This window comes from Cupriavidus sp. 01L415 (assembly GCF_056400065.1).
In genome coordinates, this window is sequence record NZ_JBFTSP010000001.1 from 308,505 (window position 1) to 333,607 (window position 25,103).

Here is a 25,103-nt window from a genome sequence, read left to right on the forward strand (position 1 = left end):
GTTCTTGTCTTGGGGGCTGGGGGCGCTCGATGGATCAGGCGGCGTGGCGCTGGGCGTCGTCTTCGCGGTACTGGCCGGGCCAGGCGCGCGGTGCCTTGTCGGCGACCCGCTTCGCGATGGCGGCGATGTGCTCCGGCGTGGTGCCGCAGCAGCCGCCCACCAGGTTCACCAGGCCGGACGCAGCAAATTCCTCGACGAGCGAGGACGTCACCTCCGGTGTTTCATCGAAGCCCGTGTCGCTCATCGGGTTGGGCAGGCCGGCATTCGGGTAGCACGACACGGCGGCGTCGCATACCTTGGCCAGTTCGGCGATGTACGGACGCATCAGCGTGGCGCCGAGCGCGCAGTTCAGGCCGAACGTGATCGGCCTGGCGTGACGCAGGCTGTTCCAGAACGCTTCCACGGTTTGCCCGGAGAGGATGCGGCCCGACGCGTCGGTCACGGTGCCGGAGATCATCACGGGCAGGCGCTCGCCCGTATCTTCGAACAACTGGTCGATCGCGAACAACGCGGCCTTGGCATTGAGCGTGTCGAAGATCGTCTCGACCAGGAACACGTCGGCGCCCCCGTCGAGCAGTCCCTTGCCCTGTTCGTAGTACGAGGCACGCAGCTCCTCGAACGAGACATTGCGCGCGCCGGGATCGTTGACGTCCGGGCTGATGCTGGCGGTCTTCGGCGTGGGGCCGAACGCGCCAGCCACGAAGCGCGGCTTCTCGGGCGTGCTGTACTTGTCGCAGGCGGCGCGCGCCAGGCGGGCAGCCTCGACGTTCATCTCGTACGCCAGCCCGGCCAGCTTGTAGTCTTCCTGCGCGACGCCCGTCGCCCCGAACGTGTTGGTTTCGATCAGGTCGGCGCCGGCGGCCAGGTATTGCTCGTGAATCTCGCTGATGACTTGCGGACGCGTGAGCAGCAGCAACTCGTTGTTGCCCTTCACGTCGATGATGTGGTCGGCGAAACGCGTACCGCGATAGTCCGCCTCGGTCAGCTTGTAGCGCTGGATCATGGTCCCCATGGCGCCATCCAGGATCAGGATGCGGTCGCGCAGCAGCCGGGGCAGGTTGGCGGCCCGGGTATAGGGGCGTGCGGGGGTGGAATTGGCGGCGCTCATGATGGGGCTCAGGCGAAAGACTGCGGATTTTAGGTAAGAGCGGGATTTTATCAGGTAGATCAAGGCATTGCGGCCGATAAGGGCATGCGTTGGGGCCCATTTTCGCGGTTGCCAGCGGCCGGCCCGCAAGCCTACACTGGGAGACGCATTCGCCACCATTCCTCCGCCCCGCTCACCGGTACATGACCCGCCCGATGCAACATCTGATCCCCGCCGACGCCCTTGCCCTGCTCGACAATGCCCCGGACGCGCTATTCATCGATTGCCGTAGCGAGATGGAATACCTGTTCGTCGGCCACCCCAAGGGTGCGCACAACGTGCCCTGGAACGACGGCCCGGACTGGGAGGTCAATCCGCACTTTGTGCAGGCGGTGAAGAAGCTGGCCGGGCATGCATCGGCGCGCCCGGTGCTGCTGATCTGCCGCAGCGGCAACCGCTCCTCGGCGGCCGCGCGGGCGCTGGAGGGTGCCGGCTTCACCACGGTCTACTACGTGATGCATGGGTTCGAGGGCGATCTCGACCCACAGCGGCATCGCAATACGCTCAACGGCTGGCGCCATGACGGGCTGCCGTGGGAGCAGTACTGATCGCATCGGAAGGAGGCCGGAAGTGCAGCCCCGAATGTGGCTTGTGGATGTGGCCCCTGAAAGTCGCCCCCGAAATACGGCCGATGAAAACAAAAATGCCCGCACGACCGCGGGCATTTGATTTTGAGGAATGAGCGCCGCTCAGTGCATCACCAGCGGGTTGTTCATCACGATATCGAACTTGCCGAGAAATTCATCCACCTCTTCCACGGATGGCTCGCTCTCAATCAGACGCGTCACGTCGGCGCGGAAGGTCTCGGCCAATTGGCCACCGAGGAAAATTTCGCGTTTCAGGTTCTTGTCGACGATTTCGTAGCCGCCCGAGGCAAGGGGCGCATGCTCGACATCTGCTCCAAACTCGACAATGCAGTAATTGTCGCTGTTGTAGATCATTTGCATCGCACTACCTCCTGGCGTTTAGTTGGCGACAATCCCGCGCAATTGCGGCGCGCTTCCGGCCCAAGGCCTCGGGGACTGACGCGATTTCACCTCCAAGCTGAGGGTAGTCGCCCGTAATTCAAGTTCTTACTGCCGGACGAACCTTCGTAGCATTGCCCTCCTTTATTGGGCATCGGCGCCTTCCGCAAGTTTCTTGAGCGCCGTGCATTACTGTGTTGCGATCTTCTCAACGGCGTTACGGAATATCACACTGCCCGCCGCACGCGGCATTGCCCAGGAACGCATCGAAGACCGCATGAAAGCGTTCCGGTTGCTCGATAAACGCCAGGTGGGCCGCGTCGGGCAACACCTCCAGCCTGGCACCGTGAATCTTTTCCGCGATGGACCGGGCCATCGCGACGGGCGCGCCTTCGTCATTCGCCCCCGCCACCACCAGCGTCGGACAGTGGATGCGGCCAATCGCCTCCGCCAAGTCAAAGGCCACGATCGCCTGCGCCACGCCAACGTAGCCATGCACCGGTGTGGTCAGCAGCATCTTGCGGATGCCCTCGACCACGCCGGGATGCGCCTCGCGATATGGAGCGGTCAGCCATCGTTCGAGCGTCGCGTCGGTCATCCCCGCCATGCCGTGCGCCTCCGCCTGGCCGATCCGGTTGGCCCACATCGGATGGGCCTCCATCGGCGTGTGGTGGATGGTGTCCACCAGCGTCAGCGACAACAACCGCTCCGCATGCCGCACCCCCAGCGTCTGTCCGATCATTCCGCCAACCGACACACCGCAGAAGTGCGCCTGCCCGATCTCCAGCGCGTCCATCAGCGCCGCCACGTCGTCAGCCAGGCGCGGCATCGTATAGGGCCCGACCGGCGCATCGCTGCCACCATGACCGCGCAGGTCGTAACGCATCACACGATAGCGGCCCGCAAGATGGCGCGCGGTGTCGTCCCACAGGCTCAGGTTCGCGCCCAGCGCATGCGCCAGGATCACCCACGGGCCGTCATTGCCGTCGATCCGCACTTGCAGATTGACATCGCCGGCACGCACGCGGCGGGTCTGCGAAGCAATCGACGGCGCCGTTGTGACAGACATGTGGCAGTCTCCTGACACGGCGTCGACGATCAACGCCCTTCACTACTACGATAGACGAGATCGATCTGCGTGCCATCAGGCTCCGTCTGACGCAAGCGCGCCGGCATCCACCCGAGCGACTGCGCCAGCCAGATTTCCACGCGCCGTTTGTCACCCGGGTGGCGTGGCAGCCGCACGAAGTGCTTTGCGCGCACCATGCCGCTGCCGGTGTCGATGGTGTCCTCGCCCACGTACTGAACCTGCATGGCCTCGACATCTCGCGTATCGGCCACGTTGAAGGTCTCGGTCACGCCCGGCGTGGCGTAGCGTTGCGGGTCGGCCCGCACCCAGCCCACCAGTTGCAGGAAAACGCTGAAGCGATCCTGGAAGTTCGCCGGCATCGGCACCTGGTTGCCACGCGTCTCGAACGCGACAACGCCAGCCGCCGGATCAAACCGCGCAACCTCCACCTTGCTGCGTCGCGCTTCCTCGTAGCGCCCCGGCACGAGTCCGCGCTCGCCCATCTCGCCACTGCTCTGGAATACGAAACGGAACCACAGCACCCGCGTTTCCACAGCCAGGTGATAGCGCTTGCCGTCCTGTTCCCAACGGATCAGGCCATCGGGGTTTTGCACGCCGTTGACGTAGCTGGCGTAGTGCATCGTGGCGGAAGGCGGCGCCGTGTACTGCGGCGCGGGTGGGCCCGGTTCGGCGGCCGGTGCGCCGGCCGACGCGCCTGGCGCGGCAGCGGCGCCTTCGCCCCCTGGCCCCGTTGTGGCGGTGGTGGCGCCCCCGGACGATGTCGCCAGGTCGGGCGCCGACGCCTGCGACGTCGGCTCCTCGGGCGTGGGGGTGCCCGGCTGGGTCTGCGGCGTGGCACGCGGCCGCGGCTGGCGCGGCGGCGCGGGGGGCGTGGGCGGTGCCGGCGGCGGCAGCAGGATCGCGTCTATCGTCGGCGGCAGCCTGGTGTCCGGTAATCCGGGCCACAGCGGCATGTGCACCAGTCCCAGCAGCACCAGCGCGTGCAAGATGACGACAATGGCGGCGACGGCAAGCCAGCGCCGCCGCCGCTGCTTCTTGATATCAGGGGTGACCGTCTTGTCCGGCCGGCTGGCTGCCGCCAAGGTAACCAAGCTCCGAAGAAATCTGTCGGGCGATGTCCCGCACGCGGCGGTTCACCAAACCATCCCATTCTGCATCGAATACGCTTTGTGCACCGAGCACAATGAGCGCCATCGACAAATGACCGTTGGCGTCGAACACTGGCGTGGAGATCGCATTGATGCCGGGCAGCACGCCACCGCGCGTGCGTGCCGCGCCCTGGGCGCGCACGTCGGCGCAGATCGCGTCGTATTCCGCCAGCGACGCGGGCATGTCCGGCAGCGGCACGTCTCCGCGCGTGGCCAGTTCGCGCTCGATCAGCGGCAGCGTCTGCCGGCGCGACAGGTACGCGCCGTACAGGCGCCCCGTCGCCGAATTCAGCATCGGCATGACATCGCCGAGGCGCAGGCTCACGCTGACCGGATGGCTCGACTCCTCCCAATGGACGATGGTGGGCCCATGATTGCCCCACACGGCAATGCCGGCGGTCTGGTCGATCTCGTCGCGCAGTTGCGACAGAATGGGGCGCGCGCGGCGCACGGGATCCAGCCGGTTCAGCCCTGCCAGTCCAAGCTGCAGCGCGAACGGGCCGAGGTCATAGCGGCCGCTCACCGCGTCCTGCGTGACGGCGCCCAGCCGCTGGAAGCTCACCAGGTAGCGGTGCGCCTTGGCCGGGTTCATATCCGCGGCGGCGGCCAGGTCGCGCAGCATCATCGCGCGCGGCGACGCGGCCAGCGCCTGCAACAGCCGGAATCCGACCTCGATGGACTGGATGCCCGAGCGCTTCGCGTCGTCGTCCCTGGAATCGTCGTCTTCGGCTGCGGTCATGCGGGCGTGAAAAAGGTGGAAGTGAAGGTGGAGGTATTGCCGGCCATTCTATACGGGCGCCGGTTGCCGCGATGGCGGGTCCGGTAGACTACCGCCCCATCGCATATCGCCACTGCCCGATACCCGCATGAAACTCGCAACCCTGAAGGACGGCTCGCGCGACGGCCAGCTCGTCGTCGTGTCCCGCGATCTGAAGACCGCGCACTTTGCCACCGATATCGCCGGCAAGCTGCAGACCGCGCTGGATGACTGGAACTTCTACGCCCCGCAGCTGCAGGACCTCTATGACGCGCTGAACGCCGGCCGCGCCCGCCATCCGTTCCCGTTCCAGGCGAAGGACTGCATGGCGCCGCTGCCACGCGCATACCAGTGGGCCGACGGCTCCGCCTACGTGAATCACGTGGAACTGGTGCGCAAGGCTCGCGGCGCCGAGATGCCGCCCGAATTCTGGACCGATCCCCTGATGTACCAGGGCGGCTCCGACGACTTCATCGGCCCGCAAGACGACATCGTCTGCGCCAACGAGGCCTTCGGCATCGACTTCGAGGCCGAGGTGGCCGTCATTACCGGCGACGTGCGCATGGGCGCCACGCCCGCGCAGGCCGCCGATAGCATCCGCCTGGTGATGCTGGCCAACGATGTCTCGCTGCGCAACCTGATCCCGGCCGAGCTGGGCAAGGGCTTCGGCTTCTTCCAGAGCAAGCCGGCCACGGCGTTCTCTCCCGTGGCGGTCACGCCCGACGAGCTTGGCGACGCCTGGCGCGAGCGCAAGGTCCATCGCCCGCTGACCGTGCACTGGAACAGCAAGAAGGTCGGCGCGCCCGACTGCGGCACGGACATGGTGTTCGACTTCGGCCAGTTGATCGCCCACATCTGCAAGACGCGCAACGTGCGCGCGGGCAGCATCGTCGGCTCGGGCACGATTTCCAACGTCGATCGCAGCAAGGGCTACTGCTGCATCGCCGAGAAGCGCATGCTGGAGACGATCGACGGCGGCAAGCCGGTCACCGAGTTCATGAAGTACGGCGATGCCGTGCGGATCGAGATGCTCGACGCCCAGGGCCAATCCATTTTTGGCGCGATCGACCAGGTGGTGGCGGCGCGCTGACCGTCGGCAAACACCGGGACCTTGCCGGGGCGCACCGGGGGAAACCCGCCTGTCCGCCGGCCCGGGGATTGCGCCTATAATTGCCCGACCGCACGGTCGGGAAATCGACGCATCCCCGATCTTCAGGCCCGCACCGGGCGGCTCGCATCCTGTCGTACCCAGGCGTCCGCGGACGCCGCAACGGAAAGCCGCCATGACCACCCCCAGCCAGCCGGACAGCGCCGCCAATTCCGGCGCCGACGCCAACGCACTCTCCCCCCGCCTCGCCCGCTATCGTGCGCTGACCCTGCGCCGGCACGGACCCGTGCTCGAAGTCGTCATGGGCGCCGCACAATCCGCCAACCAGAAACTGGCCACCGCCGATGCCAGCATGCATCGCGAGCTGGCCGAGATCTGGCGCGACATTTCCGCCGATCCGGACGTCCGCGTCGCCATCATCCGCGGCGAAGGCAAGGGATTTTCCGCCGGCGGCGACCTGGCGCTGGTCGAGGACATGGCCAACGACTTCGCCACCCGCACCCGGGTCTGGCATGAGGCGCGCGACCTGGTCTACAACGTCATCAACTGCGACAAACCCATCGTCTCCGCCATGCACGGGCCGGCGGTCGGCGCGGGCCTGGTGGCCGGCCTGCTGGCCGACATCTCGATCGCGTCGAAGACGGCGCGCATCGTCGACGGCCACACGCGGCTGGGCGTGGCGGCTGGCGATCATGCAGCCATCGTGTGGCCGCTGCTGTGCGGAATGGCCAAGGCCAAGTACTATCTGATGCTGTGCGAGTCGGTCAGCGGCGAGGAAGCCGAGCGGATCGGCCTGGTGTCGCTGGCGGTGGAGGAAAACGAGTTGGTGGCCAAGGCTTTCGAGGTGGCCAACCGGCTTGCGGCGGGATCTCAGACCGCCATCCGCTGGACCAAGTACGCGCTCAACAACTGGCTGCGCATGGCCGGTCCCGCGTTCGATACCTCGCTGGCGCTCGAATTCATGGGCTTTGCCGGCCCCGACGTGCACGAAGGCATGGCGAGCCTGCGCCAGAAGCGGCCGCCCGAATTCCAGTAACCGGCCGGCCGGACTTGCAGTCACGGGCCGCCAAGTCAGACGGAGTTGCGCGACCATGTTCGGACAGATCCCCGATTTCACCAACGGCTTTGAGTTCCTGCGCAAGCTCTGGGCCTCCGGCAGCGGCATGCCGAGCGGCCTGATGCCGGGCCTGAGCGCGATGACGCCCCCCATGGACCTCGACGAGGTCGACAAGCGCATTCATGACCTCAAGGCAGTGGAAGGCTGGCTGCAACTGAACGCCAGCCTGCTGCGCACGACCATCCAGGGCCTCGAAGTCCAGCGCGCCACGCTGGTGGCGCTGCAGACGTTCGGCAACGCCCTGTCGCCCGAGGCCATGCAGAGCGCGATGGAAAACGTGGCACGCGCGGCGAACGCGCCAAGCGCCACGCCGCCGCACTTCCATCAACCGGCCCCGGAAACCATCTCCGAGGAAGAGGCCGACGCGGCCAATGCCGAGGAGGATGAGGACGATTTCGACGCGCCGCCGGATACGGGCGCCGCCGAGGCGAGTGCATCCGCGAGTGCTTCCGGCGACGAGGCGTCGTCGGAATCGTCGGCCGGCGCCGCCCAGTTGCCGCCCAACGCGTCACTGTGGTGGGATCTGCTCCAACAGCAATTCACCCAGATCGCCGCCGGAGCCACCGCAGCCGCGGCGAGTGGCGCACCGTTCGGCAACCTCGCGGGATTCTGCGCGACGCCGCCGGGTGCCGAGGGCGCGGAGCGCGCTGAGGCCGGCGCGAAAGCCGCGAACGGCGCTACCGCTCCCAAGCCGGCCGCAAAGAAGTCAGCGGCGAAGAAGCCCGCAGCAAAGAAGGTCGAAGCAAGCAAGGTCGCGGCAAAGAAGGGCGCAACAAAGAAGGCCACGGCAAAGACAGCCACAGTAAAGAAGGCGCCCGCGAAGAAGACTCCGGCGAAGGCGCCTTCGCCAGATCCGGCCAAGACCACCGCGCCGGACACCCCTGAGGATCTCTCCGAGTGAGCACTGGCCAGGCCAACCCGGCCGCCCGTGCGCTGCAGCGTCAGAGCACGGCGCTGGTCATGATGGGCGGCGGCGCACGCGCGGCCTACCAGGCGGGCGTGCTGGCCGGCATCGCGCGCATTGCCGCTCGCCACGGGCTGGGACACTGCCCGCTGCCGTTCGGCATCGTGGCGGGAACCTCGGCCGGGGCGATCAATGGCGCCGGCCTGGCGGTGGGCGCCGCCGACTTCCAGGCCGCCGCCGACAGCCTTGCCGCCCTCTGGCATGGCATCCACGCCGACGATGTCTACCGGACCGATGTGCTGCGCGTAGGCCTGTCCGGCGCGCGCTGGCTGTCGTCACTGGCCTTCGGCTGGGTCACCCGCACGTCCCCGCGCGCGCTCTTCGACAATGCGCCGCTGGGCAGCTTTCTCACCGAACTGTTCGAGCCGGAGCGCGTGCAGGCCAGCCTCGACGCCGGCGTGCTGCAGGCGTTCGCCGTCACCGCGCTGTCATACAGCACGGGCCGGCACGTCACGTTCTACCAGTCGCACCGCCGCATCCATCCCTGGCAGCGCAGCCAGCGGCTGGCGGTGGAAGCGCAGATCGGCGTGGATCACCTGCTGGCGTCGTCGTCGATCCCGTTCCTGTTCCCGTCGATGCCGCTGGAGATCGAAGGCCATCATGAATGGTTCGGCGACGGCACGATGCGGCAGATGTCGCCGCTTTCGCCTGCCATCCATCTGGGCGCGTCGCGCATCCTGGCGATTGGGGCGGCATCGCGCCAGCGGCCGGGCTGGTTCGATACCGTGCCGTCCGGCGGCTACCCGTCGCTGGCGCAGGTGGGCGGGCAGGCGCTGGCGAGCATTTTCCTGGACGGCCTGCAGGCCGACATCGAACGGCTGATGCACATCAACCGCCTGCTGGCGCGCATGCCCGAGATTGCCGGCGATGCCGAAGGCTGGCGGCCGGTGGAGGTGATGACCATCGCCCCGAGCGAGCCGATCGAAGCCATTGCCGCCTGGCACCTGCACCGGTTGCCGCGAACCGTACGGGCATTCCTGGCGCCGCTGGGCGGCACCGAGGCGCGCGGCGCCGCGTTTGCCAGCTACCTGCTGTTCGAGCCCGCCTTCACCCAAGCCCTGCTGGCGCTGGGCGAACGTGACGCCGAAGCCCAGGCCGACGAAATCGCCGCGTTCCTGTACGGCGTAGTGCCCGAGACCACGTCTCCGGTGCGGGCGGGCACACCGGACGTCGTCGCGACGTAGAGTGGATGCAGTGGGGACGTAGTGACGATGTTGGCGAAGCAAGCCCGAAGTCAGGTGGCGCTTCCGGCACGTCGACCGTGCCGACACCGTCCTTGCGCCACTTTCGGGACCGGGGCCGGCAATTCTGTCAAGAAGACTTCTCGAAAACCGGGCTAGCCGGTTGCATTCCCGCGCATCCGCGCTAAAAAGGGATTAGAGAAAATATTCGAGAATAATTCCCATCTGGTAGAATCCGCCCGTAATTTCAAAGGCTTACCATGCTCTACCCCGAACTGTTCAAATCGTTGGAATCGGTCCGCTGGCACATGGACAAGGACATCCCATGGGATTCCTTCGACGCCAGCCTGCTGACCGATGACCAGGCGAAAACCATCCGCATGAATGCCATCACCGAATGGTCCGCCCCATTTCTGCGGCGAGATCCGCCTGAACCACTGGTATCGCCGCGCCGCCGAATGGCACTCGGAACCGGTGATCAAGCACATCTACCGCACGCTGTCYCAGGACGAAGCCCGCCACGGCGGCGCGTACCTGCGCTACATGAAGAAGTACCTGGCCCAGTTTGGCGACTCGGCACGCGCCGCGTTTGCCAAGATCGGCGTGCTGATGGCATCGGCCCGCCGCACGGAAAAGCCGCTGCACCCGACCAACCTGCACGTGAACAAGGCGTTGTTCCCCCGCGACACGGTGCAGTCGCGCCTGCCGGACCCGGACTGGCTCGAGCACTGGCTCGACGAGCAGATCCGCTTTGACGAAGGCTGGGAAAAGAAGGTTATCGAACGGATCCTGCACAACATGTCGCTGCTGTTCGAGCGCACGTTCGCTTCAGCACCAGCGCCAGCTGTAGCGCCGTGGCCGCCACCGTGTCGACATCGGGCGAGTAACCATGGCGGATCCAGTGCAGCGCTACGTGGATGATCCCGCCTGCCACGCCGGCCAGCAGCATCGGATCGGGCTCGGCTTCGCCCGGCAGCAGCGCGCGCGACAGTAGTCCGCCAAATTCGCGTAGCGACAAGCCCAGCGCGGCATCCACCGGCCGGCTCACACCACGGATTTCCACCAGGAACACCCGCGCCGAGCGTGGTTCGCATTGCAGCGTGCCGAAATACGTGCGCAGCATCGCCAGTGCCCGGTGCTGGCCATCTCCACCGGCTGCCTCCCCCGCTTTCTCGATCTTCTGCAGCAACAGCCGCGTGACCGTTTCAAACGATGCCAGCAGCAAGGCCTCGCTGTTGGCAAACGACTCGTAGAAATAGCGCTCGGTCAGGCCAGCGGCCTCGCACACGGCCTTGACGGTCGCGTTCTGGTAGCCAGTTTCGCCATAGACCTGGACGGCGGCAGCAATCAGCTGGGCGCGGCGCTGGGCGCGGCGCTCGTCGGCTTCTGCGCCGCGGTAGCGGCGTGCGGGGGCTAGCTCGGCAGTCATGGAAGCCATTATGACATTCCCTATTGTCAGATTGCGTCTGACAACCTATGTTGTCAAATACATCCCCGATTCGGATTTCCGTCATGACAGCCCCCTCTTCCAGTGACGCAGTCCTTGATGTCCTGATCGTCGGCGCCGGCCTGTCCGGCATCGGCGCCGCCCGGCAGCTGCAGCAGCGCTGCGCCGGCAAGCGCTATGTGATCCTCGAGGCCCGTGAATCGATGGGCGGCACCTGGGACCTGTTCCGCTATCCGGGCATCCGGTCCGACTCGGACATGTACACCCTGGGCTACCGATTCAAGCCGTGGCGTGGCGCCAAAGCCATCGCGGACGGCCCGTCGATCCTGGCCTATATCCGCGAAACCGCCGAGGAAGCCGGCATTACCCGCCACATCCGCTTCGGCCACAAGGTCGTCAGCGCGGCGTGGGATAGCCGGGAAGCCTGCTGGACCGTCGAGGTCGATCGCGCGGCGGACAACACCCGGATACGGCTGCGCGCCCGGTTCCTGTACGTTTGCGCCGGCTACTACAGCTATGCCGAAGGCCACCGGCCCACCTTCCCGGGCGAGGAAAACTTCCGCGGCCAGATGGTGCATCCGCAGTTCTGGGACGACTCGCTCGACTATGCCGGCAAGCGCGTGGTGGTGATCGGCAGCGGCGCCACCGCCGTGACGCTGGTGCCTGCCATGGCGCAGACCGCCGCGCACGTGACGATGCTCCAGCGTTCGCCCACCTTCATCGTGACCCGCCCCGGCGAAGATGCCATCGCACAGCAACTGCGGCGCGTGCTGCCCGAGCACCTGGCCTACCGCGCCACGCGCTGGAAAAACGTGCTGCTTGGCATGTTCTTCTTCCAGCTGGCGCGCCGTCGGCCGGCAAAGGTCAAGCAGCGCCTGGTCAGCATGGCCGCCGCGCAGCTCGAACCCGGTTTCGATGTCGACACGCATTTCACCCCACGCTACAACCCATGGGACCAGCGCGTCTGCCTGGTCCCCGATGGCGACCTGTTCCGCGAAATCCGCGATGGCCGCGCGTCGGTGGTGACCGACCAGATCGACCGATTCACGGAGGCCGGCCTCCTGCTCAAGTCAGGCAAGACGCTGCCCGCCGATATCGTCGTGGTCGCCACCGGGCTGAAGCTCAACATGCTGGGTGACATCGCGCTCAGCGTCGATGGCCAGCCGCGCCGCCCGTCGGAATCGCTCGCGTACAAGGGCATGATGCTGAGCAACGTGCCGAACCTTGTGCTGGCCTTCGGCTACACCAATGCGTCGTGGACGCTGAAGGCAGATCTGACCGCCGAGTACGTCTGCCGCCTGCTGCGGTTCATGGATCGCCGCAGCTACCGCTACGCCATGCCGCAGGTCGACCCTGACATACAGGCGGTGCCTTTCCTCGATTTCACCTCGGGCTACGTGCAGCGTGCCGCCACGGTGCTGCCCCGGCAGGGGCATCGCAAGCCCTGGCGCGTCTACCAGAACTACCTGATGGATATGCTGACGATCCGTCACGGCCGCATCGACGACGGCGTGCTCCGGTTCGACCCCACGCAATCCGCCACGATGCCAAACAACGATCCGATCGCCGAAGCCCAGCCATGAATGCCCTCCTGATTCTCGCGCTTGTCATCGCGGTGCCGCTACTGGTGCTGCTCGCCCTGCTCTTCCTGTTTACCTGGCGCACCACGCGCAAGATCGAGGCCGCCCTGCCGCCCGCCGGCCGGTTCGTCGATGTGCCCGGCGCGCGCCTGCATATCGTCGAACGTGGCCAGGGCCCTGCCGTGCTGCTGGTGCACGGCTTGTCCGGCCAGCTGGGCAACTTCGACTACGGCATGATCGCGCCGTTGTCGCGCGACTTTCGCGTCATCGCCGTCGACCGCCCCGGCGCGGGCTATTCCACGCGCGAGCCCGGTTCGCCCGCCGACCTCCGCGCACAGGCCGACACGCTGGCCGCGCTGATCGACAAGCTGGGGCTGGAAAAACCGCTCGTGGTCGGCCATTCGCTCGGCGGCGCCATCTCCCTGGCGCTGGCCACCCACTACCCCGAACGCGTCGGCGGCCTGGCGCTGATCGCCCCGCTGACGCATCCCCCGGGCGAGGTGTCGCCGGTATTCAAGGCGATGACGGTGCAAGGTGCGCTGATGCGCAAGCTGATCGCCTGGACGCTTGTCATCCCGATGTCGATCCGCCGCCGCGAGCAAGTCATGAAAATCGTCTTCGGCCCCGACGCGGTGCCGGCGGACTTCCCCACGCGCGGTGGCGGCCTGCTTGCACTGCGGCCCAGCCATTTCATCGGCGCGTCGGAAGACCTGATCGGCGTGGCGCACAGCCTGCCGCCGCTGCTGCCGCGCTATGGTGAATTGCGCGTGCCGGTCAGCATCCTGTTTGGCCGCGAAGACCGCATCCTCGACTACCGGATGAACGGTGAAGCGTTCGTCGCCAAGGTGCCGGCCGCCAGACTGACCCTGGTCACCGGCGGGCACATGCTGCCCGTGACTGCCGTCGACACCAGCGTCGATTTCGTGCGCACCGCCGCGGCAAGCCTGCGCGACGCGGTACCCGCCTGAGCGCGATCGTGATGACTGAAAGGAACCCTGCCATGGCTGCTTCAACCGGTATCGATCCCTACAGGCGCGACCTGCTCACGGCATTTCGCGCCGTGCGCAAGCTGCTGGCGGACGGCAACGACACCGAGCAGGTGTTCCGCATCATGCGGGCGATGAACGGCCCCGCCATGCCGAAGAACTACCGCCGGCTGCTGAGCACACCCGATGGCAGGCGACTGGCCTATCAGCGCATCGAACTGGCCGAGCGCCTTTCCGATCCGGCGTACATCGCCAGCTTCGCGCCGGGTACGGTCGGCGCCGTCTATCGCGCGTTCCTCGAAAAGACCGGCTACAGCGCCGACGGCCTGGCCCAGGTATCCAACCTGAACCAGGAACCGCTGATCGAGGACGCCTACATGTGGTTCGGCCGCCGGACACGCGACATCCATGACATCTGGCACGTGCTGACTGGTTATCGCGCCGACGAAAGCCTCGGCGAGGCAGCGTTGGTTGCGTTCAGCTACGCGCAGACCGGCGGCACCGGCTGGGCCTTCATCGCCGTCGCGGCCTCGCTGAAAAGCCTACGCGTGACCGGCAGCCTGGCCTTCGCCCGCGCGGTGTTCGAAGGCTACCGCCTGGGCCGCCGGGCAAGCTGGCTGCTCGGCGAGGACTACGAGAAGCTGCTTCGCGAGCCGATCGAGTCGGCGCGAGAGCGGCTCGGCATCGCCGAACCGGCACGCTACCTTGCCTGCAATCCGGCGCAGGAGTGGACGGCGTAAGCCTGTGCGGCAACGCAAGGGCGAACGCCTGGCAAGCGTTCGTCAGGCGTCCAAAGGGTAGTCAGCAAGGCGCGATGGCCGGCCGTGCTGCTAGGTCGTCTCGCCGGATTCAATCAAATCCCGCTCGCCTGACGGCAGCGCCATGGGATCTGCACGCTGCCAGTTGTCCAGCCAGGCTTCCAGCCGCGATGGCGGCAAGGGCCGGCAGAGATGGAAGCCCTGGGCCAGATCGCAGCGCAGGTCCCGCAATCGTTCCAGGATGTCCTCGGATTCCACCCCTTCGGCGACGACTTTCAGCCCCATGTTGTGGCCGAGGTCGATCGTCGAGCGCACGATGGTCTCGTCGTCCCTGTGTTGCGCCATGCCCATGACGAAGGATTTGTCGATCTTCAGCTCGTCCACTGGCATGCGCTTCAGGTACGACAGCGACGAATAGCCCGTGCCAAAGTCGTCGATGGCAAGCCGGATACCGAGCGCGTGCAGACGATCGAGTGTTTCGATCGCGTTGTTCGGGTCTTCCATGATTGCGCTCTCGGTGATCTCGATCCACACCATCTCCGGTGCAACGCCGTACTTCTTCAACAGCGCGCCAAAGCTGTCGGGCAGCGCGGACTGGATCAGATCGCGCGCGGAGACATTGATCGACACGGCGAGCTCGATGCCGCTCGTGTGCCAGGCTGCGCACTGCTGGATGGCCTTCTCCGCCACCCAGTGCGAGATCGCCTTGATATAGCCGGTCTGCTCGGCAAACGGAATGAACTGGTCCGGCGGCACAAAGCCGCGCGTTGGATGGTCCCAGCGTACCAGTGCCTCGACGTACTTGATGGCGCGCGTGTCCAGGTCCACCTTCGGCTGGTAGTAGAGCATCAGCTGGTCGTGCTCGACGGCCTGCCGCAATTCACTCATCAGCGAGAGGCGCCCCGCACTGTTCTGATCCTGCTCCTCAAGATAGAGCGCAAAGCCTGAATTCGAACGCTTGGCGGCGTACATCGCGATATCCGCGCGACGCAGCAGGACGTCCATGTCCGCACCGTTCTGCGGAAAGGTCACGATGCCGATGCTTGCCCCCACGTCGACCAGCTGGCCTTCAATGGCCATCGGCAGCTCCAGCGCCTTCAGGAGCCGCTCCGCGATCCGTTGGGCCGCGCCGACGTCATCGCCCGGCAGCAACACCGCGAATTCGTCGCCCCCGAGCCGCGCCACCACATCCGTCGTGCGTCGCAGGACAGCCCGCAACCGCGTGGCGACCTCGCACAACAGCAGGTCGCCAATCGGATGACCGAGCGTATCGTTGACGTACTTGAAGCGGTCAAGGTCCATCATCATCACGCTCAACGGCCGCTGCGTCGGCGCGGCCTCCGCAATCGCCTGCTGCAGCCTGTCGTTGAACAGCGCCCGATTGGGCAGGCCGGTCAGGCGATCCGTGTAGGCAAGCTCGGCAATTCGCCGCTCACGTTCGGATATGTCCTCCTGCATATGGTTGAAGGCCCTGGCCAGTTCGCCGATTTCGTCGTCGTGCGAAATGTCGATCGGCTTGCCGTAGTCCCCCAGGCCGACGCGGCGCGAGAACTGGGCCAGCGCGGCAAGCTGCCGCGTGACGCTGCCGGCGGTCAGGATGCTGCCGGCAATCGACAACACCACGCCAAAGACCGTAATGATCAGCAGCGTCGATTGCAGGCGGTGAAACGGCGCCATCGCGGCCTGCAAGGAGCGTTGCAGCTCGACGGCCATGGGTTCGCCGTTGGACGGCAACGAGACGATCCGGGTCGCGTAGTCGTCATCGGTGAGCGCCTCGTCTTCCGTGTCGACATCGCGCGGCTGTGCCAGCGAGGTGGCAAGCAGCTTGCGGGTGCCGCCGGCGCCGCGCGTGACGAAGGAAACGTCGAGCGAGGTCAGGTTCGCCATTTCCCGGGCGATGCCGTCGTCGATGCGGAAGCCCATCGCCACCCAGGCAATGATCAGGGGCGCTTTGACGGGCACGGCCACAAGCTGGTATAGCCGCCCGCCGATCACGTCGATCGATGACGCGTCGCCGTCCCGGGTGGCAGTGTGGATCAGGCTGGGAAATGGAAAGGCGGTGTTCTGCGGCGCAACGCCATGGCTATCGGCGACCAGCCTGCCATCCAGGTCGACCAGCATCACGATGTCCGCGCGGATGCGGCGCCCATGGTTATCCAGCGCCGACACGACCGTGTTTTCATCGTGCGTGGCAACGGCCTGCCGAAAGCCGAAATCGGCCGCCACGACGCCCGCCGCCTGGGTCAGCTTTTCGCCATTGGAGCGCAGGATCTGCTTGAACACGCGCTCGGCGACCAGCAGTTGCTCCTGCGAATTGCTGCGGGCATTCGCACGGATGACCGAACTGATCACCACATACCCCGCCGCCTGGGCCGCCAGCATCAGCACCACGACAACCACGGCGATGCGGACACGCAAGCTGTGGAATCGCATGGCGACGCCTATTGGGCCTTGAGTTGCAGGCTGAAGATCGTGGTGGCGTCGGCGCCCGCCGCAACTTTCTGCGTCGGCATGGCATTCGCGTCCGTCATGCGGTGATGCCAGACGGTCAGCTTGTACGACTCCGCCGGAACCCGGTCGATCGAGGCAAAGCCCGTCGTGTCGGTCTTGGCGAAGTACGGCGTATCGACCACCAGCAGATACGCAATCATCTTGTCGTGGACATTGCACCCCATGACGACGAGCCCTGCCTTGTCGAAGACGACCGGATTCGCCGGAACGCCGTGATACAGGGGCAAATCAAAATTCTTGGCTGGGGAAAACGAATAGACGTCGTGCTCGACGTTGTCCTTGTTCGGAAAGGATATCGCCGTGCCGGTCTGGACGACTGACACGAACGGCACGAAGCGCCCCTGGATCTGGTCGATGATCGCGCCGGCAGGCTTTCCGTGCGCCATCTTTCCGCTCAGCGGTGTCGCGTAGACGACGGCCTCGGTCACGGGCGCACCCGTCTGGTCGACAACCTGCACGCGCAGCCCTGCCGCAGCCGCCTCGCCAAGACCCAGGCATAGCGCACAACCAAGCAGTACGAGCGACGCACGTTTCATCATTCGCATTCGAATAGCCCCTTGCAGCGGCAATGCATCCATCAGGACGCGTGACGCCTTGCCCGCCGTCGTGGAAAACCTCGATGAATCTGCCTTGGCGCATTGTGGCTGGTATCGGCCGGAATGCGTTTGGCGTCGCATTATTTACACTCATTTGAGTTATCCGGGCGGTCCGTCACCCCGGCGTTCGCGTCGCTTCCGCGCTGAAGCATGCCCCCGTTCACGGATTCCCCCCGCAGCCCTGCCCTTCACCGCGCGCTCAACTTCAGACCGCAGAGCGGAACGCGACGTTGGAGAGCGGGCCGACCCCAACCTAGACTCTCCACACCGCCGCACACGGGCTCCGACTCCCGGAGACCCGTCAACGCCGGGCATGGAAATCAGGCCCCCTATGAACCACCCGATGTCACGCTTCGATCTGAGCGGCAAAGCCGCATTCATCTCCGGTGCCTCAAGCGGCATCGGTCTGCATACGGCACGCACACTGGCGCAAGCCGGCGCGGCGGTGGCGCTGGGCGCGCGGCGTGCCGATCGTCTTGATGCCGTTGTCGCCGAACTCCGCGCACAGGGCCACACGGCATGCGCCGTCCCGCTCGATGTCACCGATCCGGCCCGCATCGCCCCCGCCTGGCAGGAAGCCGAGAGCCAGCTCGGCCAGCCGATCGACATCCTGTTCAACAACGCCGGCGTGATCTACGTCGAGCGCTTCATCTCGCAAAGCCACGACGAGGTATCGCGCATCTTCGACACCAACCTCAAGGGCGCATTCCTGATGGCCCAGGAGGCCGCCCGTCGCATGGCGGCGCACGGCAGCGGCAGCATCATCAATATCGCCTCCTCGTCGGGCTTGCGTGCCGGCGGCCAGATGTCGAGCTATGGCGCCTCCAAGGCCGGGCTGATTCACCTGACGCACATCATGGCCCTGGAACTGGCCAGCAAGGGGGTGCGTGTCAACGCGCTGGCGCCGGGCAACATCCTGACCGACATGCAGGCCGAGTTCGCCGAACGCGGTATCGAGGAAGGCATCCTCAAGCGCATCCCGATGCGCCGCTTTGGCGAGCCGTCCGACCTCGACGGCGCCACGTTGCTGCTGGCCTCCGAAGCCGGCCGCTACATGACAGGCGCCGTCATTCCCATCGATGGCGGACAAATCCTTAGCTGGATGTAAGCCGCACCCAAAAAACAAAACACAACGGAGACCATCATGCATCTGCAATTGCGCCCCACGTGCGCCGGCTTGCTCGGCACCGCACTGCTGGCCCTCAGTCAATTCTCCTTCGCCGCGGAGTCTTACCCTTCCCGACCCATCAAGGTCGTGGCGCCGTACGCGGCGGGCGGGGCCATCGACATCGTTGCGCGCACCCTGTCGGAACCGGTGGGCCGGGCGCTGGGCCAGCCGCTGGTGGTCGACAACCGCACCGGCGCGGCGGGCAACCTCGGCGTGGATGCCGTGGCCAAGGCACCGCCCGATGGCTACACGCTGACCGTCGCGCTGAGTTCCAACCTGATGATCAACCAGTTTCTCTATACGAAGCTGCCCTACCACCCTGAAAAAGACCTGAAGCTGGTGGCGAAAGTCGCCGAAGCCCCGCTGGTGCTGGTCGTGAACTCGCACCTTGAAGTCAGCAACATCGCCGGGCTACGCAAGTATGTGCAGTCGCACAAGGGCAAGATGTCCTACGGATCGTGGGGCGTGGGCACGATTTCCCATCTGAGTGCCAGCCGGCTGAACGACCTGCTTGGCGGCGACATGGCGCACGTTGCCTATCGCGGGGAATCGCCAATGATCAATGACCTGGTCGCCGGGAACATCCAGGTTTCCTTCGTGACGGGCGCACAGGCGCCACAGTTCATCGCGGCCGGGCGGTTGAAGGCGATCGGTGTCACCGGACCGGCGCGGCTCGCCGCGTTACCTGAAGTGCCGACATTGAGCGAAACCGGCATCAGTGACCCGCTGCTCCGCGCCGTGGGCTGGGTTGGCGTTGCCGCGCCCGCCGGCACGCCGGCGCCCGTGGTCGACCGGTTGGCGAGCGAAATCGACAAGGCCCTCCGCAAGCCCGATGTGCAGAAGCGCATCCGCGACCTGGGCTGGGCGCCCAGTTACCAGGGGCCCGAAGACATCGCCGCGACGTATCGACGCGAGGCCCCGATCTGGAAGGAAGTGGTACGCCAGTCCGGCGCCAAGCTCGACTAGTCCCACCCTCATCAGGACCGCGCAACATGACCTCCCCCAAAACGACCAAGACCCAGACTACCACCACGGCCACGACCGCCGATCGCACCGCAGTGCGCGAAATGAACAGCTGGTTCTTCGACACCTACCTTCCCGACTGGGTCCGGATGGGTGCCGACGCTGCCACCAGCGACGACGCGATCCTGCAGTACTGGGGCGCGCCCCTGCACGCCGCGTCGGTCAACATGACCAAATGCCTGTTGACCGGCGACCAGGTCATCGGACTGCTGCGCGCGAACCAGGCGCCATTGCAGGCCCAGCAGTACACCCACACCGTGGTCCTGGACCGCGCCGTCAAGGGCTACAACAGCAACGCCGGATCGATCGACGTGATCTGGTCACGCCGCCGCGCCGACGAAAGCGAGATCGAGCGCCGCGCGGTCCACTTCGACATCCATCGCACCGGCGAAGGCTGGCGCGTGGTCACCGTGGCCAGCACGTTGACTGACCAGACATTGCTCAGCGAAATCTGGGAAACCGTCTAAAGCACGAGGAAATCAAGATGAAGCCTTCCACCGAAACCGGACTGGTGCGCTACGCACTGCAGAACGGCGTGGCGATCGTCACGCTCAACCGGCCGCCGCAGAACCGCCTGACCCGGCCGCTCTATGCCGAGCTGGAAACCGCGGTCCGCCAGGCCGCTCGCGAGGGCGCCCGATGCATGCTGTTTCGCAGCGATCTCGATGATTTCTGCCTCGGCGGCGACTTTCGCGAGTGGCCCCATCTGGAAACCCATGCCGCGCGACGCGAACGCTTCGGCTACTCCAACGGTATCCTGAACGCGATTGAATCGCTGCCGATTCCCACCATCACCGCAGTCAATGGCCGGGCCTACGGCGGCGGCTTCGAGTTCGCGCTGCACACCGACCTGATTTTCGCCGCCGAGTCCGCCAGGTTCCGCTTTACCGAAGCGACGCTGGGCGTCTCGCCGCTGGCGGGTGGGGTCCAGCGCATTGCCGAACGCAGCGGACGCAGCGTGGCGGCGCGGCTGGTGATGCTGTCCGAAGAGATCACGGCGGCGGAAGCCCTGTCGCTGAACGTCGTCGCCAAGGTGGTGCCCGACGAGCAGCTCGCGGACGTTGCGCTGGCCCATGCGCAAGCGCTCGCCGCCGGCCCCACGCGTGCCCACGCCGTGACCAAGTCAGTGCTGGCAGCGTGGTCCGCCGGCGGTGTGCGCAGTGCCGACGAGGCCATGATCGAGCACGTCTCGGTGCTGCTGGCTACCGACGACGTGCAGCGCGGCGTGACCTCCGCCATCCAGGCGATCGAGGCCGGCGTGGCCCGGCCGGACATCTCATTCAACGGTCAATAAAGGCAAGCGTCCGATGCACGCAGAAGAACACTACATTCCCGCCGAAGGCGGTATTGAACTCCATGCCTGGGTCTTCCGGCCAAGCGGCGTCACCGGCCCGGCTCCCGCGATTACCATGGCGCACGGCTTCTCCGGCCTGAAGTATCGTGGCCTGCGCGAATACGCCGAGCGATTCGCCGCAGCCGGCTTCGTCGTGATCGTCCACGATCACCGCAACTTCGGGCTCAGTGGCGGCGCGGTACGCGGCGACATCGATCCATGGCAGCAAATTGCGGACTGGCGCCGTGTGATCAGCTATCTCGAATCGCTCGATGGCGTCGACACGCATCGCCTCGGCATCTGGGGCACGAGCTATGCAGGCGGCCATGCCACGGTGCTTGCCGCCACCGATGCCCGCCTGCGCGTGGTCGTGGCGCAGGTGCCGATCGTGAGCGGATACGAACAAAGCCTGCGACGCGTGCCGCCGGATGCCCGCGCGGCCCAGCAAGCGCTGTTCAATGAAGACGAACGTGCGCAATTGCGCGGCGAGCCCCCGATGCTGCAGCGCGTGGTGAGCCTAGACCCTGCGGTACGCGCCGTCTACCGGTCCACGGACATGCTGGCATTCCACGACGCCTACGAGATTCCAGAGGGCGTGGAGCCAAGCGAGTACGTCACGATCCGCTCGTCGAAGTTGTCGCAGATGTATGAGCCGGGGCAGTGGATTCCGCGCATCGGACCGAAGCCGCTGCTGATGGTGGTGGCGGAAAACGACGTGGTAACCCCCACGGATCTGGCGCTGGCTGCCTATGAGCGCGCCGTGGAGCCGAAGCGGCTGCAGATCATCGGTGGCGGCCATTTCGACGCCTATCGCAAGGAATTCGAGGCCTCCAGCTCGGCGGCGCTTGACTGGTTCCGGACCCATCTGAAGCCCGGAGCACCGGCATGACCACGCCGCGTGACATGCCCACGCCAGACGGCATCGTGGTGCTCTTGCATGGCTATCTCGACGGGCCGCAAGTCTGGGATCGCTTGATCGGCCGGCTGGATCTCGCTGGCTGGCATCTCCTGCCCGTCGCCTTGAAATCCGACCGACCACCGGCAGCGACCTCCGCGCAACAGCTCGAGCAATACGCCAGCGATGTCATGGCGCAGATTCGGGAGGCCAGCGTCAATCCATCGGCGCGCGTTGTCGTGGTTGGGCACAGCATGGGCGGCCAGATTGCCGAACTGGTGGCACGGCGGCTTGGCGATCGGCTGGCGGGGCTGGTGCTGATCACCTCCGCCCCGCTGGGCGGCTATGCGCTGCCGCCGCCGGTCATGGAGCGCTTCATCTCGCGGGCGGGCCTGACCGACCGCAGCGCCATCGCCGACGGCAAGCGAGGCCTGGCGGTGGCGCTCGACCAGGAAGGACTGGAAACCCTGGTCGACAGCACGCTTGCCACCCGCCGCGACGAGTCGATTGCACAGCTGCATGCGTGGACCGGAGGGCATCCCGACGGCGAGTCTCCATCGCCAATCAGGCACCCCACCCTCTGCATTGCCACCGACGACAAGTTCTTCACCGAGGAACTGATCGAGGTAACGGCGCGCCGATTCACGCAAGGTGCCGTCGCCAGGGTATCTGGCGCCGGCCACTGGCCACAACTGGAACAACCGGAAGCATTGGCGCGGGTCCTGACGGACTTCGTCCATGCGCAGCGCCAGACCACCGCGCGGCAACCCTGAACGTCCGACGCCACACAGGAGACTTGGAATGCAAGCCAGCGACACCCACGCGTCGCCACTGGGGGCGCAGTACCCACTGCTGATCAAGCAACTGTTGCTCACGCCGTTGGCGCAGACGCCTGACCAGACCATTGTCTATCGCGACATCTGCCGATACACCTACCGCGGGCTGCGCGAGCGGATTGGCCGGCTGGCGTCCGGGCTGCAATCGCTGGGCGTTGGCCACGGCGATACGGTCGCCATTCTGGACTGGGACAGCCATCGGTACCTGGAAGGCTTCTTTGCGGTGCCGATGATGGGTGCCGTGCTGATGACCGCCAACATTCGGCTAAGCCCGCAGCAGATCCAGTACACGTTGGAGCAATCGAAGCCCAAAGTCCTCCTGGTACACCGCGATTTCCTTGAGCTCGTCTCCTCCCTGGGCGGTGTGGTCGACGCGGCGGCCATGGTGATCCTCGATGACGGCGATGACGGCACCGCCGCCGATGGCTACGAGGCCCTGCTCGCCGGCAGCCGGTCAGATTTCGTCTTTCCCGATTTCGATGAGAACACCCGCGCCACCCAGTTCTATACAAGTGGCACCACGGGCCTGCCCAAGGGCGTCTTCTTCAGCCATCGCCAGTTGGTGCTCCACACGCTTGCCGTGTGCGTCGCATTCGGCACGAGCAGCCATGGCCGGTTTCACCGGGAAGACGTCTACATGCCGATCACCCCGATGTTCCACGTCCACGCCTGGGGCATGCCCTATGTCGCGACCATGCTGGGCGTCAAGCAGGTCTATCCCGGGCGCTATACGCCGGAGATGTTGCTGACGCTGCGCACCAGCGAAGGCGTGACGTTTTCCCATTGCGTGCCCACCCTCCTGCAGATGATCCTGGATCGTGCGGAGTCCGATCCGACCGACCAGAGCGACCTGTCCGGCTGGAAGATCATTGTCGGTGGCGCGCCGTTCTCCACGCATCTCGCCCGCAGGGCCATGAAACAGGGTATCGATGCGTTTGCGGGCTATGGCATGTCGGAAACCGGTCCGTTCGTTACCGCCTCGCATCAGGTCCAGGCCATCGCCGATATCGACGAGAGCGACGATGGCGGCGATGCCAGCGATTTCGACGCGGCGCTTGCCGCCCGCACCCGCGCAGGGCGGGCCTTGCCGCTGGTCGACATGCAAATCGTCGACGAATCGATGCGCGCACTGCCGCCGGGAAACCAGGCTCAGGGAGAAGTTGTCCTGCGCGCGCCGTGGCTCACGCCGGGATACCTGGCGAATGACCAGGCCACGCAGGACCTCTGGCGTGGCGGGTATCTTCACACCGGCGATATCGGCGTCATCAGCGCAGATGGATACCTGCGCATTACCGACCGCCTCAAGGACGTCATCAAGAGCGGTGGGGAATGGCTGTCATCCGGCACGCTGGAGGACCTAATCTGCCAGCACCCGTATGTCAGGGAGGCCGCGGTCATCGCCGTGCCGGACGCGCGATGGGGCGAACGGCCGATGGCGATCGTGGTGACGGAAATCGCAACCCCGAGCTGGTTTGATGCCAGCGCCCTCCGCAAGCATCTGGGCGACTACGTCACGTCGGGCCGGATTCCGCGATATGCGATTCCGGAGGCGATACACTTTGTGGACGCACTGCCGCGTACCAGCGTCGGCAAGTATGACAAGCGCGCCATGCGCGAACGCTATCAGCCTTCGGGAGGGTCAACTTGAAGAGATCGGGACAGGAGCAGCCATCCGCCGAATCCATTGCGGACGCCGATGCCGTGACGTCCATCATCGGGGAAGGTGCCGATCGCAACTTCGTCGAGGCTCTCGCGCGAGGGCTGCGCATCCTGCAAGCCTTCCACTCCAGCGAGGAGCGCCTGAGCAACCTCGAAATCGCTCACCGTTGCGGCCTGCCGAAGTCCACCGTGACCCGACTGACCTATACGCTGACTACGCTCGGTTTCCTGCACCACATCCCCGACCTCGGCCGCTATCGCATCGGCCTGGCCACGCTTACGCTGTCTCACGTGGCGCATTCGCGGCTGGATCTGCGCGAAGCCAGCGAGACGCTGCTGCAGGAACTGGCCGACAGTACGCGATCCATGATCTCGCTGGGTATCCGCGAAGACCTGTCCGTCCTGTATATCGACTGCCGCCGGAGCCAGTCCACCGCCGTGACCCTCAATCTCGACATCGGCAGCCGGCTGCCGCTTGGCACGACAGCGATGGGCCGGGCGCATATCGCGATGATGAGCGCTACCGAACGCCGCAGTGTCATGGGACGGCTCCAGGCGCTGAACGAGGCCAACTGGCCGGCCATCGAGCAAGGCATCGCGAAAGCATCCGTCGAGATCGCTGAACTGGGATGCGTGACTTCCTTTGGCGACTGGAACAAGGAAATCAACGGGATCGCCGTGCCGCTGAAACTGGGCAGCACCTTGCCGCCGATTGTCATCAATGCCGCCGCGCCGGCCCGGACGATCTCGGCGGAGAAGTTCCTTTCGGTCGTGCGGCCGCGTCTGATTACCGCCGCCCAGCGCATCGAAAATCGATACCGGCGCACGTGACGA

Annotated in this window: 24 protein-coding genes and 1 pseudogene; 17 read left to right on the plus strand and 8 right to left on the minus strand. The window is 65.9% G+C overall.

Features of this window, described 5'->3' with window-relative positions; genetic code table 11:
- Positions 1-34 precede the first annotated feature (34 nt).
- Positions 35-1,108 (minus strand): homocysteine S-methyltransferase family protein, encoded by a 1,074-nt coding sequence (locus AC1DOX_RS01440; protein ID WP_092135513.1) that lies wholly within the window; start codon positions 1,106-1,108, stop codon positions 35-37.
- Positions 1,109-1,302: 194 nt separating this feature from the next.
- Here AC1DOX_RS01440 and AC1DOX_RS01445 point away from each other — a divergent pair, with 194 nt between their 5' ends.
- Positions 1,303-1,695, plus strand: coding sequence for a rhodanese-like domain-containing protein (locus AC1DOX_RS01445; protein WP_092135511.1), 393 nt, complete (start codon positions 1,303-1,305; stop codon positions 1,693-1,695).
- A gap of 141 nt (positions 1,696-1,836) precedes the next feature.
- Here the strand turns inward: AC1DOX_RS01445 and AC1DOX_RS01450 are convergent, their stop codons facing one another.
- The 4 genes from AC1DOX_RS01450 to AC1DOX_RS01465 form a co-directional block, all read right to left on the minus strand.
- On the minus strand, positions 1,837-2,094 hold the full coding sequence (locus AC1DOX_RS01450) for a BTH_I0359 family protein (RefSeq protein ID WP_092135510.1): 258 nt from the start codon (positions 2,092-2,094) through the stop codon (positions 1,837-1,839).
- A 235-nt stretch (positions 2,095-2,329) separates the two neighbouring features.
- Positions 2,330-3,181, minus strand: a complete 852-nt coding sequence (gene pcaD, locus AC1DOX_RS01455; RefSeq protein WP_441623836.1) for a 3-oxoadipate enol-lactonase — start codon at positions 3,179-3,181, stop codon at positions 2,330-2,332.
- Positions 3,182-3,210: 29 nt separating this feature from the next.
- Positions 3,211-4,155, minus strand: coding sequence for a DUF3108 domain-containing protein (locus tag AC1DOX_RS01460; protein ID WP_477101358.1), 945 nt, complete (start codon positions 4,153-4,155; stop codon positions 3,211-3,213).
- Between the two features lie 88 nt (positions 4,156-4,243).
- Positions 4,244-5,089, minus strand: coding sequence for an IclR family transcriptional regulator (locus AC1DOX_RS01465; protein ID WP_092135507.1), 846 nt, complete (start codon positions 5,087-5,089; stop codon positions 4,244-4,246).
- 127 nt (positions 5,090-5,216) lie between these two features.
- Between AC1DOX_RS01465 and AC1DOX_RS01470 the strand changes: the two genes are divergently transcribed.
- The 5 genes and pseudogenes from AC1DOX_RS01470 to AC1DOX_RS01490 form a co-directional block, all read left to right on the plus strand.
- Complete coding sequence (locus tag AC1DOX_RS01470; protein WP_441624626.1) at positions 5,217-6,197, plus strand: fumarylacetoacetate hydrolase family protein; 981 nt, start codon at positions 5,217-5,219, stop codon at positions 6,195-6,197.
- Between the two features lie 193 nt (positions 6,198-6,390).
- Positions 6,391-7,251: an enoyl-CoA hydratase/isomerase family protein gene (locus AC1DOX_RS01475; protein ID WP_441624625.1), complete on the plus strand. Its 861-nt coding sequence runs from the start codon at positions 6,391-6,393 to the stop codon at positions 7,249-7,251.
- A 55-nt stretch (positions 7,252-7,306) separates the two neighbouring features.
- On the plus strand, positions 7,307-8,233 hold the full coding sequence (locus tag AC1DOX_RS01480) for a PhaM family polyhydroxyalkanoate granule multifunctional regulatory protein (RefSeq protein WP_441624624.1): 927 nt from the start codon (positions 7,307-7,309) through the stop codon (positions 8,231-8,233).
- A 59-nt stretch (positions 8,234-8,292) separates the two neighbouring features.
- Positions 8,293-9,480 carry a patatin-like phospholipase family protein gene (locus AC1DOX_RS01485; RefSeq protein ID WP_441624627.1) on the plus strand — a complete coding sequence of 396 codons (1,188 nt, stop codon included), beginning with the start codon at positions 8,293-8,295 and terminating at the stop codon, positions 9,478-9,480.
- Between the two features lie 257 nt (positions 9,481-9,737).
- Positions 9,738-10,302: pseudogene (locus AC1DOX_RS01490) on the plus strand (hypothetical protein); the annotation flags it as partial.
- Here AC1DOX_RS01490 and AC1DOX_RS01495 read toward each other — a convergent pair.
- Complete coding sequence (locus AC1DOX_RS01495) at positions 10,253-10,915, minus strand: TetR/AcrR family transcriptional regulator (RefSeq protein WP_477113983.1); 663 nt, start codon at positions 10,913-10,915, stop codon at positions 10,253-10,255. The pseudogene AC1DOX_RS01490 and the gene AC1DOX_RS01495 sit on opposite strands and share 50 nt — an antisense overlap.
- A 74-nt stretch (positions 10,916-10,989) precedes the next feature.
- Between AC1DOX_RS01495 and AC1DOX_RS01500 the strand changes: the two genes are divergently transcribed.
- Genes AC1DOX_RS01500 through AC1DOX_RS01510 form a run of 3 tightly spaced genes read left to right on the plus strand, consistent with a single transcriptional unit; the run spans position 10,990 to position 14,230 of the window.
- A complete protein-coding gene (locus tag AC1DOX_RS01500) occupies positions 10,990-12,507 on the plus strand; it encodes a flavin-containing monooxygenase (protein ID WP_441622409.1) in 1,518 nt (505 codons plus the stop codon).
- Positions 12,504-13,472, plus strand: a complete 969-nt coding sequence (locus tag AC1DOX_RS01505) for an alpha/beta fold hydrolase (protein WP_441622411.1) — start codon at positions 12,504-12,506, stop codon at positions 13,470-13,472. Before AC1DOX_RS01500 ends, AC1DOX_RS01505 begins: the two co-directional genes overlap by 4 nt.
- Before the next feature lie 32 nt (positions 13,473-13,504).
- Entirely contained in the window at positions 13,505-14,230 is a 726-nt protein-coding gene (locus tag AC1DOX_RS01510; protein ID WP_441622413.1) for a Coq4 family protein, read from the plus strand.
- Between the two features lie 90 nt (positions 14,231-14,320).
- On the opposite strand, the gene AC1DOX_RS01515 is transcribed toward AC1DOX_RS01510, so the two are convergent.
- On the minus strand, positions 14,321-16,681 hold the full coding sequence (locus AC1DOX_RS01515; RefSeq protein WP_441622415.1) for a putative bifunctional diguanylate cyclase/phosphodiesterase: 2,361 nt from the start codon (positions 16,679-16,681) through the stop codon (positions 14,321-14,323).
- An 8-nt stretch (positions 16,682-16,689) separates the two neighbouring features.
- Complete coding sequence (locus AC1DOX_RS01520) at positions 16,690-17,298, minus strand: methylamine utilization protein (RefSeq protein WP_441622417.1); 609 nt, start codon at positions 17,296-17,298, stop codon at positions 16,690-16,692.
- Between the two features lie 400 nt (positions 17,299-17,698).
- Here AC1DOX_RS01520 and AC1DOX_RS01525 point away from each other — a divergent pair, with 400 nt between their 5' ends.
- The 8 genes from AC1DOX_RS01525 to AC1DOX_RS01560 are packed head-to-tail and all read left to right on the plus strand — an operon-like array spanning position 17,699 to position 25,100.
- The gene (locus tag AC1DOX_RS01525) at positions 17,699-18,463 is read left to right on the plus strand and encodes an SDR family NAD(P)-dependent oxidoreductase (RefSeq protein ID WP_477112265.1); all 765 of its coding nucleotides are present in this window, start codon (positions 17,699-17,701) and stop codon (positions 18,461-18,463) included.
- A gap of 36 nt (positions 18,464-18,499) precedes the next feature.
- A complete protein-coding gene (locus tag AC1DOX_RS01530) occupies positions 18,500-19,489 on the plus strand; it encodes a Bug family tripartite tricarboxylate transporter substrate binding protein (protein WP_441622421.1) in 990 nt (329 codons plus the stop codon).
- Between the two features lie 26 nt (positions 19,490-19,515).
- Positions 19,516-20,013: a DUF6841 family protein gene (locus tag AC1DOX_RS01535; protein WP_441622423.1), complete on the plus strand. Its 498-nt coding sequence runs from the start codon at positions 19,516-19,518 to the stop codon at positions 20,011-20,013.
- 17 nt (positions 20,014-20,030) lie between these two features.
- Positions 20,031-20,840 carry an enoyl-CoA hydratase/isomerase family protein gene (locus AC1DOX_RS01540; protein ID WP_441622425.1) on the plus strand — a complete coding sequence of 270 codons (810 nt, stop codon included), beginning with the start codon at positions 20,031-20,033 and terminating at the stop codon, positions 20,838-20,840.
- A 13-nt stretch (positions 20,841-20,853) separates the two neighbouring features.
- Positions 20,854-21,768 carry an alpha/beta hydrolase gene (locus tag AC1DOX_RS01545; RefSeq protein WP_441622427.1) on the plus strand — a complete coding sequence of 305 codons (915 nt, stop codon included), beginning with the start codon at positions 20,854-20,856 and terminating at the stop codon, positions 21,766-21,768.
- Complete coding sequence (locus AC1DOX_RS01550; protein ID WP_441622429.1) at positions 21,765-22,547, plus strand: alpha/beta fold hydrolase; 783 nt, start codon at positions 21,765-21,767, stop codon at positions 22,545-22,547. Before AC1DOX_RS01545 ends, AC1DOX_RS01550 begins: the two co-directional genes overlap by 4 nt.
- A 28-nt stretch (positions 22,548-22,575) precedes the next feature.
- Positions 22,576-24,258, plus strand: a complete 1,683-nt coding sequence (locus tag AC1DOX_RS01555; protein WP_441622431.1) for a fatty acid--CoA ligase — start codon at positions 22,576-22,578, stop codon at positions 24,256-24,258.
- Positions 24,255-25,100 (plus strand): IclR family transcriptional regulator, encoded by an 846-nt coding sequence (locus tag AC1DOX_RS01560; RefSeq protein ID WP_441622433.1) that lies wholly within the window; start codon positions 24,255-24,257, stop codon positions 25,098-25,100. Before AC1DOX_RS01555 ends, AC1DOX_RS01560 begins: the two co-directional genes overlap by 4 nt.
- Positions 25,101-25,103: the final 3 nt, after the last annotated feature.

Bases quoted from the DNA above. Each gene is read 5' to 3' on its own strand.
- AC1DOX_RS01440 (WP_092135513.1), bottom strand. From the start codon at position 1,108: ATGAGCGCCGCCAATTCCACCCCCGCACGCCCCTATACCCGGGCCGCC.
- AC1DOX_RS01445 (WP_092135511.1), top strand. From the start codon at position 1,303: ATGCAACATCTGATCCCCGCCGACGCCCTTGCCCTGCTCGACAATGCC.
- AC1DOX_RS01450 (WP_092135510.1), bottom strand. From the start codon at position 2,094: ATGCAAATGATCTACAACAGCGACAATTACTGCATTGTCGAGTTTGGA.
- pcaD (WP_441623836.1), bottom strand. From the start codon at position 3,181: ATGTCTGTCACAACGGCGCCGTCGATTGCTTCGCAGACCCGCCGCGTG.
- AC1DOX_RS01460 (WP_477101358.1), bottom strand. From the start codon at position 4,155: ATGCCGCTGTGGCCCGGATTACCGGACACCAGGCTGCCGCCGACGATA.
- AC1DOX_RS01465 (WP_092135507.1), bottom strand. From the start codon at position 5,089: ATGACCGCAGCCGAAGACGACGATTCCAGGGACGACGACGCGAAGCGC.
- AC1DOX_RS01470 (WP_441624626.1), top strand. From the start codon at position 5,217: ATGAAACTCGCAACCCTGAAGGACGGCTCGCGCGACGGCCAGCTCGTC.
- AC1DOX_RS01475 (WP_441624625.1), top strand. From the start codon at position 6,391: ATGACCACCCCCAGCCAGCCGGACAGCGCCGCCAATTCCGGCGCCGAC.
- AC1DOX_RS01480 (WP_441624624.1), top strand. From the start codon at position 7,307: ATGTTCGGACAGATCCCCGATTTCACCAACGGCTTTGAGTTCCTGCGC.
- AC1DOX_RS01485 (WP_441624627.1), top strand. From the start codon at position 8,293: ATGATGGGCGGCGGCGCACGCGCGGCCTACCAGGCGGGCGTGCTGGCC.
- AC1DOX_RS01495 (WP_477113983.1), bottom strand. From the start codon at position 10,915: ATGGCTTCCATGACTGCCGAGCTAGCCCCCGCACGCCGCTACCGCGGC.
- AC1DOX_RS01500 (WP_441622409.1), top strand. From the start codon at position 10,990: ATGACAGCCCCCTCTTCCAGTGACGCAGTCCTTGATGTCCTGATCGTC.
- AC1DOX_RS01505 (WP_441622411.1), top strand. From the start codon at position 12,504: ATGAATGCCCTCCTGATTCTCGCGCTTGTCATCGCGGTGCCGCTACTG.
- AC1DOX_RS01510 (WP_441622413.1), top strand. From the start codon at position 13,505: ATGGCTGCTTCAACCGGTATCGATCCCTACAGGCGCGACCTGCTCACG.
- AC1DOX_RS01515 (WP_441622415.1), bottom strand. From the start codon at position 16,681: ATGCGATTCCACAGCTTGCGTGTCCGCATCGCCGTGGTTGTCGTGGTG.
- AC1DOX_RS01520 (WP_441622417.1), bottom strand. From the start codon at position 17,298: ATGATGAAACGTGCGTCGCTCGTACTGCTTGGTTGTGCGCTATGCCTG.
- AC1DOX_RS01525 (WP_477112265.1), top strand. From the start codon at position 17,699: ATGTCACGCTTCGATCTGAGCGGCAAAGCCGCATTCATCTCCGGTGCC.
- AC1DOX_RS01530 (WP_441622421.1), top strand. From the start codon at position 18,500: ATGCATCTGCAATTGCGCCCCACGTGCGCCGGCTTGCTCGGCACCGCA.
- AC1DOX_RS01535 (WP_441622423.1), top strand. From the start codon at position 19,516: ATGACCTCCCCCAAAACGACCAAGACCCAGACTACCACCACGGCCACG.
- AC1DOX_RS01540 (WP_441622425.1), top strand. From the start codon at position 20,031: ATGAAGCCTTCCACCGAAACCGGACTGGTGCGCTACGCACTGCAGAAC.
- AC1DOX_RS01545 (WP_441622427.1), top strand. From the start codon at position 20,854: ATGCACGCAGAAGAACACTACATTCCCGCCGAAGGCGGTATTGAACTC.
- AC1DOX_RS01550 (WP_441622429.1), top strand. From the start codon at position 21,765: ATGACCACGCCGCGTGACATGCCCACGCCAGACGGCATCGTGGTGCTC.
- AC1DOX_RS01555 (WP_441622431.1), top strand. From the start codon at position 22,576: ATGCAAGCCAGCGACACCCACGCGTCGCCACTGGGGGCGCAGTACCCA.